Source organism: Kitasatospora albolonga, assembly GCA_002082585.1.
Lineage (GTDB): Bacteria > Actinomycetota > Actinomycetes > Streptomycetales > Streptomycetaceae > Streptomyces > Streptomyces stephensoniae.
Genome location: CP020563.1, coordinates 6,934,650 through 6,949,499, shown reverse-complemented (window position 1 = coordinate 6,949,499; position 14,850 = coordinate 6,934,650). Strand labels below are relative to the sequence as shown.

Genomic DNA, 14,850 nt, shown 5'->3' with positions numbered 1-14,850 from the left:
GTGGCGATGTGGGCACGGCAGGACCCTAGGAGGATTTGAGTGCCACAGCGGTGCGGCTGTGGGTGCCGAGATGGTGGAAGAACAGGTTGAGCACGACCGCGACCAGTGCTCCCGCACTGATCCCGGAGCCGAGGACGGTCTGCGCCCAGGCCGGGAATCCGGCGTAGAAGGCGGGCGCGGCGAGCGGAATGATGCCCGCGCCGAGCGCCACGGAGACCAGGATGATGTTGGAGCTGTCGTCGAGCCCGGCCTCGGAGAGCGTACGGATGCCGCTGACCGCGATGGAGCCGAAGAGGACGATCCCGGCGCCGCCGAGGACGGGCATCGGGACGAGCGAGACGACCGCGCCGAGCACCGGGAAGGCGCCCAGGACCAGCAGGGCGCCGCCCGCAGCCGCGACGACGTACCGGCTGCGTACGCGGGTCAGCGAGACGACGCCGACGTTCTGGGCGAAGGCGCTGGTGGGGAATCCGCCGAAGACCGGGCCGAGCAGGGTGGCGATGCCGTCCGTACGGAGACCGCGGGTGATCGTACGGCCGTCGGTGCGGCGTTCGCAGATCTCGCCGAGGGCGAGCATCCCGGCCGAGGACTCGGTCATCAGGACGAGCATGACGATGCAGAGCGAGAGGATCGCTGCCGGGTGGAACTCCGGCGCGCCGAAGGCGAAGGGGGTCGGCAGGGCGGCGAGCGGCGCGGACTTCAGCGCGGAGAAGTCGGCGAGTCCGAACGGGATCGCGGCCAGCGTGCCGACGAACATGCCGACCAGCAGGGCGACTTGCTTGAGGAAGCCGCGGCCGAAGCGCTGGACGAGCAGGATGACGACGAGCGTGAAGGCGGCCAGCGCCAGGTACTTCATGGCGCCGAAGTCGGCGGCGGTGGCGTCGCCGCCCTGTGCCCAGGCGACCGGCACGGGCATGAGGGTGACGCCGATGAGGGTGATGACCACGCCCGTGACGAGCGGCGGGAAGAAGCGCAGCAGCCGCCCGAAGAACGGCCCGACGGTCAGACAGAAGGCTCCGGCGACGAGCACCGCCCCGTAGATCGCGGGGAGTTGGTGTCCGGGCGCGCTGGTCTCGGCGATGGCGAGCATCGGGGCGATCCCGGCGGAGGACGCCGCGTTCACGAAGGGGAGCCGGTTTCCGGCGAAGGTGCCGATCCCCACCGTCTGCACGATGGTGGCGAGTCCGGCGATCAGGAGGCTCGCGGCGATGAGCCGGGTCATTCCGGCGGCGTCCAGGCCGACGGCCTGGCCGATGATCAGCGGAGGGGTGACGACGCCCGCGTACATGGCGGCGATGTGCTGGAGGGCCGCGGGGACGAGCCGCGCGGCGGGGAGCTTCTCGTCGCACGGGTGAACTGCCGTTGCGGTAAGGGGTTTCGGGGCTTCGGCCGGCCCCGTTGCAGGCTGTGCCATGGGTGTTTCCTCCGGGATGACCGGTCCCCGCCCGACTGCGGGCGGGCGGGGACCGGTTCAGTGCCGCGTCAGAGGTTGGTCATGTCGACCGGGATCTTCGGCTCGACGCCGTCCCGGAGCACGGTGGCCTCGATCAGACCGTAGGGACGGTCCGCCGCGAAGTAGACCTCATTGTCGTTCTTGAGGCCGAACGGTTCGAGGTCCACCAGGAAGTGGTGGTTGTTCGGCAGCGAGAAGCGGATCTCGTCGATCTCGCTGCGGCTGTTGATGATCCGCGAACCCATCTGGTACAGGGTCTGCTGGAGCGAGAGGGAGTACGTCTCGGCGAAGGCGTGGAGCATGTGCTTGCGCGCCTGCTCGTAGGACTTCTCCCAGTTCGGCATGCGCTGTTCGTCGCTGGTCCAGTTGTACCGCCAGCGGGCGGAGACGTCGGTCGCCAGGATGCGGTCGTACGCCTCCTTCAGCGTCGTGTACTTGTCCTTGACGTAGCCCCAGAACTCGGAGTTGGTCGAGTTCATCACGGTGAGGTCCTTGAGGCCCGAGATGACCTCCCAGCTCTCGCCGTCGTAGGTGATCTGGGAGACGCGGGTCTCCATGCCCTTGCGGGCGAAGGAGTGCTTGACCTCGTCGGCGCCGATGAACTTGGAGTTGCCGTCGGAGGTCGCGATGCGCTCCCAGGCGTACTCCTCGATCCTGATCCGCGCCCGGTGGATCGGCTCCTGCGAGGAGACGAAGTGGCGGGCGAGGTGGATGCCGAACTGCTCGGCGGACTCGATCCCGTGCTCCTTGGCGAACGCGAACACCGTGTTCTTGGTGGTGTCGGTCGGCAGGACGTTGGCGTTGGAGCCGGAGTAGTGGACGTCGTCCATGTCGCCGGAGAGGGCGACCGAGACGTTGAGGTCCTTGATGTGGTGGGTGTCGCCGTCCCGCGTGATCTTTACGACGCGGTTCTCTGCTTTGCCGTACTGGTTCTGGCCGAGAATCGTGGGCATGTCGGTGCTAGCTCCCTCGGTAAACGGAGTAGCCGAACGGGTTGAGCAGCAGCGGTACGTGATAGTGCTCGCCCGGCACGACCGCGAAGGCGATCGTCACTTCCGGGAAGAACGCGCCGCTGTCCCTTACGCGGGGGGCGTCCTGCTGCGCCTCGGCTTGCTTCTTGGAAAAGTACGTCTCGGTGTCGAAGTCGAGACGTACGTGGGTGGTGCCTTCCGGCAGCGCCGGCAGGTCCTTGCAGCGCCCGTCCGCATCGGTCGCGGAGGCTCCGAGCGTCACATACGGCGAGCCGCTGCCGCTGCGGGCGGCGAGCGAGACGGTGACGGACGCGGCGGGGCGGCCGATGCTGGTGTCCAGGATGTGCGTGGACACCGATGCGGTCGTGTCGGTACTCAAGACCGTCACTCTCCTAGATCTCAAGAGTCCTGTGCGGGAGCTCCCTCTGCGAGGGTCTCCCGTACGAGACGGGTCAGCCGGATGCGGTTGATCTTGCCCAGTTCGGTGCGCACGATCTCCCGCTCCTGCTCCGGCGAGTTCCCGATCCGGGATTTCACCGCGTCGCGCATCTGCTCACCGGTGGCGCCGGTGGCGCAGATCAGGAAGACATGTCCGAACCGCTCCTGGTAGGCCAGGTTCAGTTCGAGCATCTCGGTCCTGAGCTCCTCGGAGGCCCCGGCCATCCCCCGCTGCTCGCGGGCGGAGGTCGGGTCGCCGGGGATCGGGCGCCCGATCGGCGGGTGGCCCGCCATCGCCTCGGCCAGGTCCTCTGCGGTGAGCTCGGCCATGGCGGCGTCGCTCGCGGAGAGCAGGGCTTCCTCGGTGGCGTACGGACGACCGGCGAGGACGGTCTCTCCCCAGGCCGCACTGGCACAGACCTCGTGCAGTGCGGGGGTGGCCTCGCCGTCCGCCAGGGTGTTGAACCGGGTGAGGCCCGGTGTGGAGCTCGACGTCACGGGAGCCTCCGTGGCTGTTTTTCGCTGTGCGTTGTTCGGGCTGCGGATAGCTAACGCCCTCCGCAACACGACGTCAACACTTTGTTGAAATCTCGCGAACGGAGAAAGCCGCCGTCCCGGCATGCGGACAGCGGCTTTCCTGCGTGTTCGACCAACTACTCACTCTTGGTCGTATGTTCCCGGTTCAGGTAGTTGTACACGGTGAATCTGGAGACGCCCAGGGCGCCGGCCACGGTCTCCACCCCGTGTCGTACGGAGAAGGCACCGCGTGCCTCCAGGGTCCGGACGACGGACTGCTTGGCCTTCCGGTCCAGGTCGGCGAGCGGCATCCCGTGCCGTCTCTCCAGCGCGGCGAGGATGTGGTCCAGCGAGTCGGAGAGCTGGGGCAGCCGTACGGCTATGACGTCCCGGCCCTCCCAGGCGAGTACGACATCGTCGGGCTGGGCCTGCTCGGGGCCGAGCAGCTCGGCGCCCATCGCGTCGACGAGCGGCTTCACGGCCGTTACGAAGGGGTGGTCGGCGGTGAGCGGAGGGTGATCGGCGGATTCGGTCACCGGGCCCCCTCCCCGATCACGTTCACCTGGAGCGAGACCCGGGTGGCACCGGAGGCCAGGGCCCGGCGCAGCAGGGAGTCCACGGCGGTGAGCACCTCGTCCGCGCCCCCTTCCGCCGTGTTCCCGAACGGGCCTACGTCGACGGCGTCGAGTTCGGCGCCCTGGATGACCTCGCGGGCCACCACCGCGTGGGCGGGTGCCTCGTCGAGATCGAAGGGCTCGGTGGTGAATTCCACCCTCAAGCGCACTGTGCCTCCCTGATGTCCTCGCCGCGGGTGCGGGCGCGCGGCCGGGGCACGACTGTAACCGCGCACGGAGGTCAGCCGCCCGTCCGGAAGTCCCCCCTGGTGGAGGAGGCGATCGCGTCGCCGTGCGCGAAATCGCCCGGCGGGATGCCGGGGTGGTGGCCCTCCCGGTCCGGGGCGACCTCGGCGGCCGGGCCGAGGGCGAGGCGGGAGACGATCCGGTAGCGGTCGCCCCGGTAGAGCGAGTGGACGTACTCCACCGGGCGGCCCTCGGTGTCCGAGGTCAGCCGTTCGAAGAGCAGGGCCGGGGAGAGCTCGGGGACGTCGAGCAGCCCGGCCTCGGCGCGGGTGACGACGGTCGGCTCGATCGCCTGGACGGCCTCGCGGACATGGACGCCGTGCCGGGTGCGCAGATGCTCGTACAGGTCGCCGCTCTCCAGCTCCTGGGCGCTGAGCCCCGGCACCAGCTCCGCCCGGATGTGCAGGTGCTCGATGGCCATCGGCGCCCCGTCGACCAGCCGCAGCCGGGCCACGTAGACGATCTCGGCGGCGGGTGACATCCGCAGCTTGCGGCCGACCCGGGCCCCGGCCTGGAGGGTGGTGAACTCCAGCAGCCGGCTCGACCAGGCACCCGCCGCCTGCGGCACGGTCAGCGACCGGTCCCCCGCCACCAGCTCCTGGGTGATCTTGGCGGGCGCGACGAACATGCCCCGGCCGTGTTCGCGCACCAGGAGCCCGGCGGCGACCAGCTCGTCGACCGCCGCGCGCACGGTGGGCCGCGAGACGCCGAGCAGGGCGCACAGGGCGCGCTCCGAGGGGATCGCGTCGCCGGGGCTGCGCGACTCGATCAGCTCCAGCACGGCATCGCGGGTCCGCTCCCGTTTGAGCACCGTCCCCGGCACGTCCGCGTCCATACGGCTCCTTCCGCGCACCTTCTTTCCTTACCAGTTGAGCGACCGGAGCAGTCAACTGGCTTGCTGGTCAGGCGAAGTGTAGCTCCTGCCGTGGAGCACACGAGTATCCATGTTACGCGCGAGTCACCAAATCCCCTTTTTTCACAGGGGGTTGACGCCAACATTGGTCTATGCCAACTTCGACCTCCATCGAGAGGTGAGCTGTCCAGTGAGCACCACTGGTCAGGCTGTCAGGTCATGCGGGCTCGGTCGCAGAGGGGGACCGAGCGGCCCGGAGGGGGCGCCCTACGACTCCGTACCAAACGAAGGGACTTATGCCAGGGCGGAGTTGAGAGGTCCTGTGCGGTACGCGGCGTAGCGCGGGTCACCGTCGTACCGGAGATCGAGATGCCCCGCCATGTGTGGGCCGCGACCGCCCCTTCGGGGACAGCGCGCCCTCACTCGTGACCCGCCCTTCCCCACCACCGTTCCGGAGAGGAACCCGCCCATGAACACCCCGCCCACGAACACCCCGGCCGAGAACCCCCGCGGAAGCAGGTCCCGGCTCCGCACCGCCCTGGCCTCCGCCGCCGCCGTGGCCATGGCCACCACCGCCCTCGCCGCGCTGCCGTCGGCGGCGAACGCGGCGGCGGACGGGATCGTCGTCCAGTACCGCACGACCACGTCCGGCGCGACGGCCCACGAGAGCGAGCCGTGGCTGAAGGTACGGAACACCGGTGCCACCTCCGTACCGCTGAGCAGCGTCAAGGTGCGGTACTACTTCAAGGCCGAATCGGCCTCCGCCGCCTACCGGTTCGCCTGTTCCTGGGCGGTGAAGGGGTGCGCGAACATCACCGGCACGTTCGGGACGCCCGCCTCCCCGACAGCCACGGCCGACCGCTATCTGGAGATCGGTTTCACCGCCGGGGCCGGTTCGCTGGCGCCGGGGGCGGACTCCGGGGACCTCCAGCTCCGTTTCCACCAGACGTCCTGGGCGCCGCTCATCCAGTCCGACGACCACTCCTTCGGCCCGCGGCAGTCCGCGTACGCCGACTGGCCGAAGGTGACGGCCCATGTGAACGGCGCGACCGTGTGGGGCGAGGAGCCCGGCGGCACCGGGCCAAACGACCCGGCCGTGCTCTTCGACGACTTCGACTACAGCTCGCACACCGACCCGAGGCTCCAGGCGAACGGCTGGAGCGTACGGTCCGGCTCGGGAGGCCCCGGACTGTCCGGTGCGACCTGGGACCCGGCGAATGTCACCTTCGTCTCGCAGAGCGGGAATTCGGTCATGAATCTGGAGGCATCGACGGCGGGCACGGCGGCCTCGACGGAGCACAGCGAGTTCTCGACCCGGTCGATGAAGTTCAAGAACGGGACGTACGCCTCCCGGGTGAGGTTCACCGACGCCCCGCGCTCAGGGCCGGACGGCGACCGCGTCGTGCAGACGTTCTTCGCGATCAACGACCTGACCGCACCGATGGCGGACGACTACGCGGAGTACGACTTCGAGTACCTGCCGAACGGTGGCTGGGGCGAACCGGACAACATCCTCTACGCCACCTCGTGGGAGACCTACCGGCCCGAGCCCTGGGAGACCGTCAACGCACACACCGTGGAACGGAGTTCGTACGCGGGCTGGCGGGATCTGGTGGTGACCATCGACGACGACAGGATCACGTACTACGTCGACGGGCAGCACTTCGCGACACACGGGGCGGACTATCTGCCCGAGCGGCCGATGGTGATCGCTTTCAACCACTGGCTGATCGACCTGGCGGGGCAGCCGAGCACCACGCCCCGCGCCTACGACCAGCAGGTGGACTACGTCCTGCACGTGAAAGACCAGGTGCTCACCCCGTCACAGGTGAACGCGATGGTCGGGGCGTACCGCGGCGCGGGGACGACGTTCACGGACACGGTTCCGGGCAGCTAGGGCCTCTCGCCTGGATCATGCCGGGCTCACGGGGTCCGGCATGATCCGAGCGAAAGAGCCAAGAAGCTCCGATCGGCTGAGAAACCGGGCGGGGCGGGGGTCGACGGCGGCCCCCGCCCCGCTTTCGTATGCGCGGAGCCACTCCCGGGAGGGGTTCGAAGGTCCCTCGCCGCCGGTTCCGTACGCCGCCGACCGGGGCGAATTTCCCGGCACCCCCTTGACAGCCCCGCCACCCCCCAGGCAATCTTCCGTTAAGCAGAAACTAACTTCCGCAATACGGAAGGAGCGCCGAAATCCTCATGGGATACCCGGACCAGCGCTTCGATGTGAACCTTTCGATCCTCTTCACGGAACTCCCGCTCCTGGAGCGTCCCGCGGCAGCCGCCGCGGCGGGCTTCACGGCGGTCGAGCTGTGGTGGCCCTGGATCGAGACCCCCACCCCGCCGCAGGCGGAACTCGACGCCCTCAAGAAGGCGCTCGACGACGCCGGCACCCAGCTGGTGGGGCTGAACTTCTACGCCGGACAGCTGCCCGGCCCCGACCGCGGCGCGCTCTCCGTGCCCGGTGAGGAGTCGGACCGCTTCCGCGCCAACATCGAGGTGGCGGCCGACTTCGCCGCCTCGGTCGGCTGCACGGCGCTCAACGCGCTGTACGGCAACCGCGTCGAGGGCGCCGACCCGCAGGTGCAGGACGCGCTCGCCCTGGAGAACCTGGTGCTGGCCGCCCGCGCGGCGGACCGCGTCGGGGCGATCCTCCTGGTCGAGACCCTCAACAAGCCGGAGTCGCCGCTCTATCCGCTGGTCAGCGCCCCGGCCGCGATCGAGGTCATCGACAAGGTCAACGCGGCGACGGGCCTGGGGAACGCCAAGTTCCTGCTGGACCTGTACCACCTGTCGATGAACGGCGAGGACCTGAGCCAGGTCATCAAGGCGTACGCCGCGAAGACCGGCCACGTCCAGATCGCCGACAACCCGGGGCGCGGCGCGCCGGGCACCGGCACCCTCCCGCTGGAGCGGCTCCTGGACGAGCTGAAGGACGCCGGTTACCCGGGCAGGGTCGGCCTGGAGTACAAGCCGGGCGACCGGCCGAGCGCGGACTCCTTCGACTGGCTCCCGGTCTCCGCCCGAGCGGCCCGCTGACCGGGTCCGCCACGGGGTGAGCCCAACCCCCTTACGTACACACGTTTTTCAGGAAGGCACCCTCATGAGCAACAACCTCCCCAAGGTCGCCTGGATCGGTCTCGGCATCATGGGCTCCCCCATGTCGGAGAACCTGATCAAGGCCGGTTACTCCGTCACCGGATACACCCTGGAGCAGGACAAGATCGACCGGCTGGTCGCGGCCGGCGGCACCGGCGCCTCCTCGATCGCGGACGCGGTCAGGGACGCGGATGTCGTCATCACGATGGTGCCCGCATCGCCGCAGGTCGAGGCCATCTCCTACGGCCCCGACGGCATCCTGGAGAACGCGAAGCGCGGGGCGCTGCTGGTGGACATGTCCTCCATCACCCCGCAGACCTCGGTGGACCTCGCGAAGAACGCGGCCGAGAAGGGCATCCGGGTCCTGGACGCGCCGGTCTCCGGCGGCGAGGCCGGTGCCATCGAGGCGGTCCTCTCCATCATGGTCGGCGGCGAGCAGGCGGACTTCGACGCCGCGAAGCCGCTCCTGGAGGCGCTCGGCAAGACGATCGTGCTCTGCGGTCCGCACGGTTCCGGCCAGACGGTGAAGGCGGCCAACCAGCTGATCGTCGCGGTCAACATCCAGGCGTGCGCCGAGGCCGTGGTCTTCCTGGAGAAGTCCGGGGTGGACCTCACCGCCGCGCTCGACGTCCTCAACGGCGGCCTGGCCGGCTCGACCGTGCTGACCCGCAAGAAGGACAACTTCCTGAAGCGGGACTTCGCCCCCGGCTTCCGGATCGACCTGCACCACAAGGACATGGGCATCGTGACCGACGCCGCCCGCAACGTCGGCGCGGCCCTGCCCGTCGGCGGTGTGGTCGCCCAGCTGGTCGCCTCGCTGCGCGCCCAGGGCGACGGCGGGCTGGACCACTCGGCGCTGCTGCGCTCGGTCGAGCGGCTCTCCGGCTCCCAGGTCTGACCTCCCTCCCGGGCTCCGTGAGGAGCCCCTGGCCTCGTACGGGGCCACGGCCCGCACGGCGGGCCCCCTGAACTCCGGGTCGCGGTGGCGCTGACACCTGTCCTGTCGCGCCCAGGCGCCGCCGCGACCCGGAACCACACACTTCGTTTTCAACAAACTGTTGACGTTGTCTCGCGGCGAATCTACGCTCCTCAAGCCGTCAGCAGCTCGTACGAAAGGTCATCCCGCCACATGGCTAAGCGTGTGCTCACGACCGAGTCAGGCGCCCCGGTCGCCGACAACCAGAACTCCGCCACCGCCGGTGTCGGTGGACCGATCCTCCTCCAGGACCAGCACCTCCTGGAGAAGCTCGCCCGCTTCAACCGTGAGCGCATCCCGGAGCGCGTGGTCCACGCCCGAGGCTCCGGCGCGTACGGCTACTTCGAGGTGACCGACGACGTCACCGGCTTCACCAGCGCCGACTTCCTCTCCGAGGTGGGCAAACGCACCGAGACCTTCCTCCGCTTCTCCACCGTGGCCGACTCGCTCGGCGGCGCGGACGCGGTCCGCGACCCGCGCGGCTTCGCCCTCAAGTTCTATACGAACGAGGGCAATTACGACCTGGTCGGCAACAACACCCCGGTGTTCTTCATCAAGGACCCGATCAAGTTCCCCGACTTCATCCACTCGCAGAAGCGCGACCCGTTCACGGGCCGTCAGGAGCCGGACAACGTCTGGGACTTCTGGGCGCACGCCCCCGAGGCGACGCACCAGATCACCTGGCTGATGGGCGACCGGGGCATCCCCGCCTCGTACCGCCACATGAACGGCTACGGCTCGCACACCTACCAGTGGACGAACGCCGAGGGCGAGGCGTTCTTCGTCAAGTACCACTTCAAGACCAACCAGGGCGTGCGTTCCCTCTCCGCCGAGCAGGCCGCCGAGCTGGTCGGCAGGGACGCCAACTCGCACCAGACGGACCTGCTCCAGGCCATCGAGCGGGGCGTCAACCCGTCGTGGACGCTGCACGTCCAGGTGATGCCCGCCGCCGAGGCCGCGGACTACCGGTTCAACCCGTTCGACCTCACCAAGGTGTGGCCGCACGCGGACTACCCGCTCCAGCGGGTCGGCCGCCTCGTGCTGGACCGGAACCCGGACAACGTCTTCGCCGAGGTGGAGCAGGCCGCGTTCTCCCCGAACAACTTCGTGCCCGGCATCGGCCCGTCCCCGGACAAGATGCTCCAGGGCCGGCTGTTCGCCTACGCGGACGCGCACCGCTACCGCCTGGGCGTCAACCACACCCAGCTGCCGGTCAACGCCCCCAAGGCGGCGCAGGCCGACAACTACGGCCGCGACGGGCTGCACGCCACCCGCTACGGCTCGCGCCACGACAAGAACTACGAGCCCAACTCGTACGCGGGTCCGGCGCAGACCGGTTCCGCGCTCGGCGCCCCCCTCGCCGTCCACGGCTGGACGGGCACCTACGAGACGGCCGCCCATGTCAAGGACGACGACTTCTTCCAGGCGGGCGAGCTGTACCGGCTGATGTCCGAGGACGAGAAGGGCCGTCTGGTCGCCAACATCGCCGGGGGCCTCTCGCAGGTCACCCGCGACGATGTGATCGAGAAGAACCTCGCCCACTTCCACGCCGCCGACGCCGACTACGGCAAGCGCGTGGAGGAGGCCGTCCGCGCCCTGCGCGAGGACTGAGCCTCTCTTCAAGGCCCCTGCCCGTACCGCGCACCCGGATGAGGGGTGCCGCGCGGCACGGGCAGGACGACGAGGCCGCGGCGGCTGTGCGATGCCAGTGCGGTGGTGAAGGACCCGGGGACCGTCTCCTGACCTGAAGGAGACGCCCTCGCCCGGGCCGATCGCCGCCGCCGCGGTCCCTGTCACCCCTGAACGAGGGCGTGGAGTACGGATACGGTCCCGTACTCCACGCCCTTTCCCATGCCCGGGCGCGCGGACCCGGCCCGCCCTCAGGCCCCCTCCTGCCCTCCCTCGGGTTCCCAGGCGAATCCGGCCGGGTCGGTGAAGGGGACAGCGGTGGAGCCGAGGACGACGCGGTGCGATCCGGTGCCGTCTGCGGGGACGCCGAGGTCCTTGGCCAGCCCGCCGCGCTTGTACAGCGCCAGCTTGACGGGGTCGGAGGAGCCGGAGGTGAACTCGGCGTACTTGCCGCCGAAGCTCCTGGCCACGGTCATGCCCCGGCCGACGTAGAACTGTCTGACGGCCTTCACGTCCTCGACGCCGAGCAGGAGCACCACCCCGTCGATCTCGCCCGTGGCCGGGCCGGTGTCCTTCTTCGCCGATGTGGCCACCTTCCAGATCGTCCCGTCCGGGGCCCGGACGACGCCGCCGTAGCCCCACAGCGACTTCGCGGCGGGCTTCAGCACCGTGGCGCCCGCGTCCAGGGCCGCGCCGAGGAAGCCGTCGACGGTGGCCGGGCGGGACACCGTGAGCGCCAGGGTGAACCCGCGGAATCCGGTGGTGTGCGCCTCGGAGGCCCGCAGGCGGATGTACGTGTCCACGCCGAAGGCGCTGTAGAAGCGGCGGGCCGCCTCGGGGTCGGCCACCTCAAGGGTGACGGAGGCGAGGGACGTGCCGGGCGAGGTGGAAGCGGTGGTTGCCATGCCCTTCACGCTAGAGGCGGACCGGTGGCCGTGACTTCTCGATTCCTGACGGGTCTCGTCACCTGCTTCGCCACACACGCCGGCATCCCCTCCACCGTGATCGCCACCCCCGCGCCGGGGGCGGTGGCCGGGTCATCGGCGGAACCGGCCGCCGCTTCCGCGGCCCGGCGGCGGAAGACCCCCGGCGACACGCCGACGAGCTCGGTGAAGCGGGTCGTGAACGTGCCCAGCGAAGCGCAGCCGACCGTGAAGCAGACCTCGGTGACGCTGAGGTCGCCCCGCCGCAGCAGCGCCGTGGCGCGCTCGATGCGGCGCGTCATCAGGTAGGAGTACGGCGACTCGCCGTAGGCGGACCTGAACCGACGGCTGAGATGCCCGGCGGACATGTTCACACCACGGGCGAGCGCCTCCACGTCCAGCGGCTGCGCGTACTCCCTGTCGATCCGGTCGCGGACACGGCGCAGCCGCGCGAGATCGGCCAGGCGCTGCTCCTCGGCGCGCGCGGGGCGCCGCTCGGCCGCACCGCCGCCCGTCGGCTTCAGCGGAGCTCCTGGACGCGGACCAGGTTGCCCGCGGGGTCGCGGAACGCGCAGTCGCGGACGCCGTACGGCTGCTCGGTCGGCTCCTGGACGACCTCGGTATCCCCGGCCTGCACCTTCTCGAACGTGGCGTCGAGGTCGGGGGTGGCCAGCAGAATCCAGCCGTACGTGCCCTTGGCCATCATCTCCGCGATGGTGCGGCGCTCGTCCTCGGTGACTCCCGGGTCGGCGGCGGGCGGTGCCAGCAGGATCGACGTGTCGGGCTGCCCCGCCGGGCCGACGGTGATCCACCGCATCCTGCCCTGCCCGACATCGCTGCGGACCTCGAAGCCGAGGACATCGCGGTAGAAGGCGAGCGACGCGTCCGGGTCGTCGTGCGGGAGGGAGCTCATGTGAATGGTGATGTCCATATCGGGCAGATTAGGGGCGGTCCCACGGACCGCGCATCTCGGTTCCCCGATCTCTCCGAACGCGCCGATCTCTCCGAACGCTCCGTTTGCTCCGATCGCGCCGGGCGGGCCGGGGACGTGGCGAAGGCCCCCGCCCCGGAGCGGAATCCGGGGCGGGGGCCTTCGGGGTGGGTGACGGACCGGGTCAGGACACCGTCAGGGGGCGGATCGCGGTGGGGGCGTGGGACGGGTCCGTGGCGATGTCCTCGAACTCGTTGACCGAGGCGATGTCGGTGCCGCTCATCGCGATGTTGGTGACCCGCTCCAGGATCGCCTCGACCACGACCGGGACCCGGAACTCCGCGGCGAGCTTCTTCGCCTCCTCGAAGGCGGGCAGCAGCTGGTCCGGCTCGGTGACCCGGATGGCCTTGCAGCCGAGGCCCTCGACGACCTTGACGTGGTCGACGCCGTAGACGCCCAGCTCCGGGGAGTTGAGGTTCTCGAACTCCAGGTTGACCTGGAAGTCGATGTCGAAGTTGCGCTGCGCCTGGCGGATGAGCCCCAGGTAGGAGTTGTTCACCAGGACGTGGACGTAGGGGATGCGGTGCTGCGCGCCGACGGCCAGCTCCTCCAGCATGAACTGGAAGTCGTAGTCGCCGGAGAGGGCGACGACCGTGCCCTCCGGGTCGGCGGTGGCGACGCCGAGCGCGGCCGGGATCGTCCAGCCGAGGGGGCCCGCCTGGCCGCAGTTGATCCAGTGGCGCGGCTTGTAGACGTGCAGCATCTGCGCGCCGGCGATCTGGGAGAGCCCGATGGTGGTGACGTAACGGGTCTCGGGGCCGAACGCCCGGTTCATCTCCTCGTAGACGCGCTGCGGCTTGAGCGGCACGTTGTCGAAGTGGGTCCTGCGCTGGAGGGTCGCCTTGCGCTCCTGGGTGGAGGCGGCCCAGGCCGAGCGGTCCTTCAGCTCGCCCGCCGCCTTCAGCTCGCGCGCCACCTCGACGAAGAGCTCCAGCGCGGCCCTGGCGTCGGAGGCGATGCCGAGGTCGGGGGCGAAGATCTTGCCGAGCTGGGTGGGCTCGATGTCGACGTGGACGAAGGTGCGGCCCTGGGTGTAGACGTCCAGCTTGCCGGTGTGGCGGTTGGCCCAGCGGTTGCCGATGCCGAGGACGAAGTCGGACTCCAGGAAGTTCGCGTTGCCGTAGCGGTGGGAGGTCTGGAGGCCGACCATCCCGGCGTTCAGCTCGTGGTCGTCGGGGAGGATGCCCCAGCCCATCAGGGTCGGGATGACGGGGACGCCGGTCAGCTCGGCGAACTCCACCAGCAGTTCGGAGGCGTCGGCGTTGATGATGCCGCCGCCCGCCACGAGCAGGGGGCGCTCGGAGGCGTTGAGCATCTGCACGGCCCGCTCGATCTGCTTGCGGGAGGCGGCGGGCTTCTGCACCGGGAGGGGCTCGTACAGCTCGGGGTCGAACTCGATCTCGGTGAGCTGGACGTCGATCGGCAGGTCGATGAGGACCGGGCCGGGGCGCCCGGTGCGCATCAGGTGGAATGCCTGCTGGAAGACGCCCGGGACCTGGGCGGCCTCCAGGACGGTGGTCGCCGCCTTGGTGACCGGCTTGGCGATCGAGGCGATGTCGACGGCCTGGAAGTCCTCCTTGTGCAGGACGGCCGTGGGGGCCTGGCCGGTGATGCAGAGGATCGGGATGGAGTCGGCGATGGCGGAGTAGAGGCCGGTGATCATGTCGGTGCCCGCCGGGCCCGACGTGCCGATGCAGACGCCGATGTTGCCGGCCTTGGCCCGGGTGTAGCCCTCCGCCATGTGGGAGGCGCCCTCGACGTGCCGGGCCAGGGTGTGGTGCACCCCGCCGGAAGCCTTGAGAGCCGCGTAGAAGGGGTTGATCGCCGCACCCGGCACGCCGAACGCGTTGCTGACGCCTTCGCGCTTGAGGATCTCAACTGCCGCACGGGCAGCGGTCATACGAGGCATTGAGTGCTCCTGCTCGGGATTGGTGGAGTCGGGCTCTGTCGCGCCACCTGAGAGCACCAATTCCGTATTGCGGAAATTTAGTTCTGCTATACGGAAGCAATCTAAAACGCGGCGCGATCCCCGTCAAGAGCGGCCCAGGACCGGCGCTCCGGACTCCGGTCGGTACGAAGTGCGCCAATCCCCTCCCCAGAACCTCGCTCCTGGTGGACGATGGGGTGACGAGGGAGGCACGGAG

General features: G+C 69.7%; 15 protein-coding genes. 4 read left to right on the top strand and 11 right to left on the bottom strand.

Annotated features, from left to right (window positions below):
- Positions 1–25: 25 nt before the first annotated feature.
- The 7 genes from B7C62_30595 to B7C62_30565 all read right to left on the bottom strand — a co-directional run bounded on the left by B7C62_30595 (position 26) and on the right by B7C62_30565 (position 5,073).
- Positions 26–1,414 (bottom strand): uracil permease, encoded by a 1,389-nt coding sequence (locus tag B7C62_30595; protein ID ARF76139.1) that lies wholly within the window; start codon positions 1,412–1,414, stop codon positions 26–28.
- A 68-nt stretch (positions 1,415–1,482) separates the two neighbouring features.
- On the bottom strand, positions 1,483–2,406 hold the full coding sequence (locus tag B7C62_30590; GenBank protein ARF76138.1) for a urate oxidase: 924 nt from the start codon (positions 2,404–2,406) through the stop codon (positions 1,483–1,485).
- A gap of 7 nt (positions 2,407–2,413) precedes the next feature.
- Positions 2,414–2,803, bottom strand: a complete 390-nt coding sequence (locus tag B7C62_30585) for a hydroxyisourate hydrolase (protein ARF77442.1) — start codon at positions 2,801–2,803, stop codon at positions 2,414–2,416.
- Between the two features lie 20 nt (positions 2,804–2,823).
- On the bottom strand, positions 2,824–3,360 hold the full coding sequence (locus B7C62_30580; GenBank protein ARF76137.1) for an OHCU decarboxylase: 537 nt from the start codon (positions 3,358–3,360) through the stop codon (positions 2,824–2,826).
- A 155-nt stretch (positions 3,361–3,515) separates the two neighbouring features.
- Positions 3,516–3,914, bottom strand: coding sequence for a transcriptional regulator (locus B7C62_30575; GenBank protein ARF76136.1), 399 nt, complete (start codon positions 3,912–3,914; stop codon positions 3,516–3,518).
- Positions 3,911–4,162 carry a hypothetical protein gene (locus tag B7C62_30570; GenBank protein ID ARF76135.1) on the bottom strand — a complete coding sequence of 84 codons (252 nt, stop codon included), beginning with the start codon at positions 4,160–4,162 and terminating at the stop codon, positions 3,911–3,913. The genes B7C62_30575 and B7C62_30570 overlap by 4 nt, the downstream gene beginning before the upstream one ends.
- Before the next feature lie 71 nt (positions 4,163–4,233).
- Positions 4,234–5,073 (bottom strand): GntR family transcriptional regulator, encoded by an 840-nt coding sequence (locus tag B7C62_30565; protein ARF76134.1) that lies wholly within the window; start codon positions 5,071–5,073, stop codon positions 4,234–4,236.
- Between the two features lie 487 nt (positions 5,074–5,560).
- On the opposite strand from B7C62_30565, the gene B7C62_30560 reads away from it, so the two are divergent.
- The 4 genes from B7C62_30560 to B7C62_30545 all read left to right on the top strand — a co-directional run bounded on the left by B7C62_30560 (position 5,561) and on the right by B7C62_30545 (position 10,774).
- The gene (locus tag B7C62_30560) at positions 5,561–6,988 is read left to right on the top strand and encodes a hydrolase (protein ID ARF76133.1); all 1,428 of its coding nucleotides are present in this window, start codon (positions 5,561–5,563) and stop codon (positions 6,986–6,988) included.
- Between the two features lie 299 nt (positions 6,989–7,287).
- Entirely contained in the window at positions 7,288–8,127 is an 840-nt protein-coding gene (locus B7C62_30555; GenBank protein ARF76132.1) for a hydroxypyruvate isomerase, read from the top strand.
- 64 nt (positions 8,128–8,191) lie between these two features.
- Positions 8,192–9,085, top strand: a complete 894-nt coding sequence (locus tag B7C62_30550; protein ARF76131.1) for a 2-hydroxy-3-oxopropionate reductase — start codon at positions 8,192–8,194, stop codon at positions 9,083–9,085.
- Between the two features lie 231 nt (positions 9,086–9,316).
- The gene (locus tag B7C62_30545) at positions 9,317–10,774 is read left to right on the top strand and encodes a catalase (protein ID ARF76130.1); all 1,458 of its coding nucleotides are present in this window, start codon (positions 9,317–9,319) and stop codon (positions 10,772–10,774) included.
- A gap of 269 nt (positions 10,775–11,043) precedes the next feature.
- Here B7C62_30545 and B7C62_30540 read toward each other — a convergent pair whose 3' ends face one another.
- The 4 genes from B7C62_30540 to B7C62_30525 form a co-directional block, all read right to left on the bottom strand.
- Positions 11,044–11,706: a glyoxalase gene (locus B7C62_30540; GenBank protein ID ARF76129.1), complete on the bottom strand. Its 663-nt coding sequence runs from the start codon at positions 11,704–11,706 to the stop codon at positions 11,044–11,046.
- Positions 11,703–12,239, bottom strand: a complete 537-nt coding sequence (locus B7C62_30535; GenBank protein ID ARF77441.1) for an AraC family transcriptional regulator — start codon at positions 12,237–12,239, stop codon at positions 11,703–11,705. The genes B7C62_30540 and B7C62_30535 overlap by 4 nt, the downstream gene beginning before the upstream one ends.
- Positions 12,236–12,646, bottom strand: coding sequence for a glyoxalase (locus B7C62_30530; protein ARF76128.1), 411 nt, complete (start codon positions 12,644–12,646; stop codon positions 12,236–12,238). The genes B7C62_30535 and B7C62_30530 overlap by 4 nt, the downstream gene beginning before the upstream one ends.
- A gap of 184 nt (positions 12,647–12,830) precedes the next feature.
- Complete coding sequence (locus tag B7C62_30525) at positions 12,831–14,615, bottom strand: glyoxylate carboligase (protein ARF76127.1); 1,785 nt, start codon at positions 14,613–14,615, stop codon at positions 12,831–12,833.
- Between the last annotated feature and the right edge of the window lie 235 nt (positions 14,616–14,850).

What these genes read in the sequence shown, in the direction of transcription:
- B7C62_30565 (ARF76134.1), bottom strand. Translation starts at nt 5,073, where the DNA reads ATGGACGCGGACGTGCCGGGGACGGTGCTCAAACGGGAGCGGACCCGC.
- B7C62_30525 (ARF76127.1), bottom strand. Translation starts at nt 14,615, where the DNA reads ATGCCTCGTATGACCGCTGCCCGTGCGGCAGTTGAGATCCTCAAGCGC.
- B7C62_30530 (ARF76128.1), bottom strand. Translation starts at nt 12,646, where the DNA reads ATGGACATCACCATTCACATGAGCTCCCTCCCGCACGACGACCCGGAC.
- B7C62_30590 (ARF76138.1), bottom strand. Translation starts at nt 2,406, where the DNA reads ATGCCCACGATTCTCGGCCAGAACCAGTACGGCAAAGCAGAGAACCGC.
- B7C62_30595 (ARF76139.1), bottom strand. Translation starts at nt 1,414, where the DNA reads ATGGCACAGCCTGCAACGGGGCCGGCCGAAGCCCCGAAACCCCTTACC.
- B7C62_30555 (ARF76132.1), top strand. Translation starts at nt 7,288, where the DNA reads ATGGGATACCCGGACCAGCGCTTCGATGTGAACCTTTCGATCCTCTTC.
- B7C62_30560 (ARF76133.1), top strand. Translation starts at nt 5,561, where the DNA reads ATGAACACCCCGCCCACGAACACCCCGGCCGAGAACCCCCGCGGAAGC.
- B7C62_30545 (ARF76130.1), top strand. Translation starts at nt 9,317, where the DNA reads ATGGCTAAGCGTGTGCTCACGACCGAGTCAGGCGCCCCGGTCGCCGAC.
- B7C62_30550 (ARF76131.1), top strand. Translation starts at nt 8,192, where the DNA reads ATGAGCAACAACCTCCCCAAGGTCGCCTGGATCGGTCTCGGCATCATG.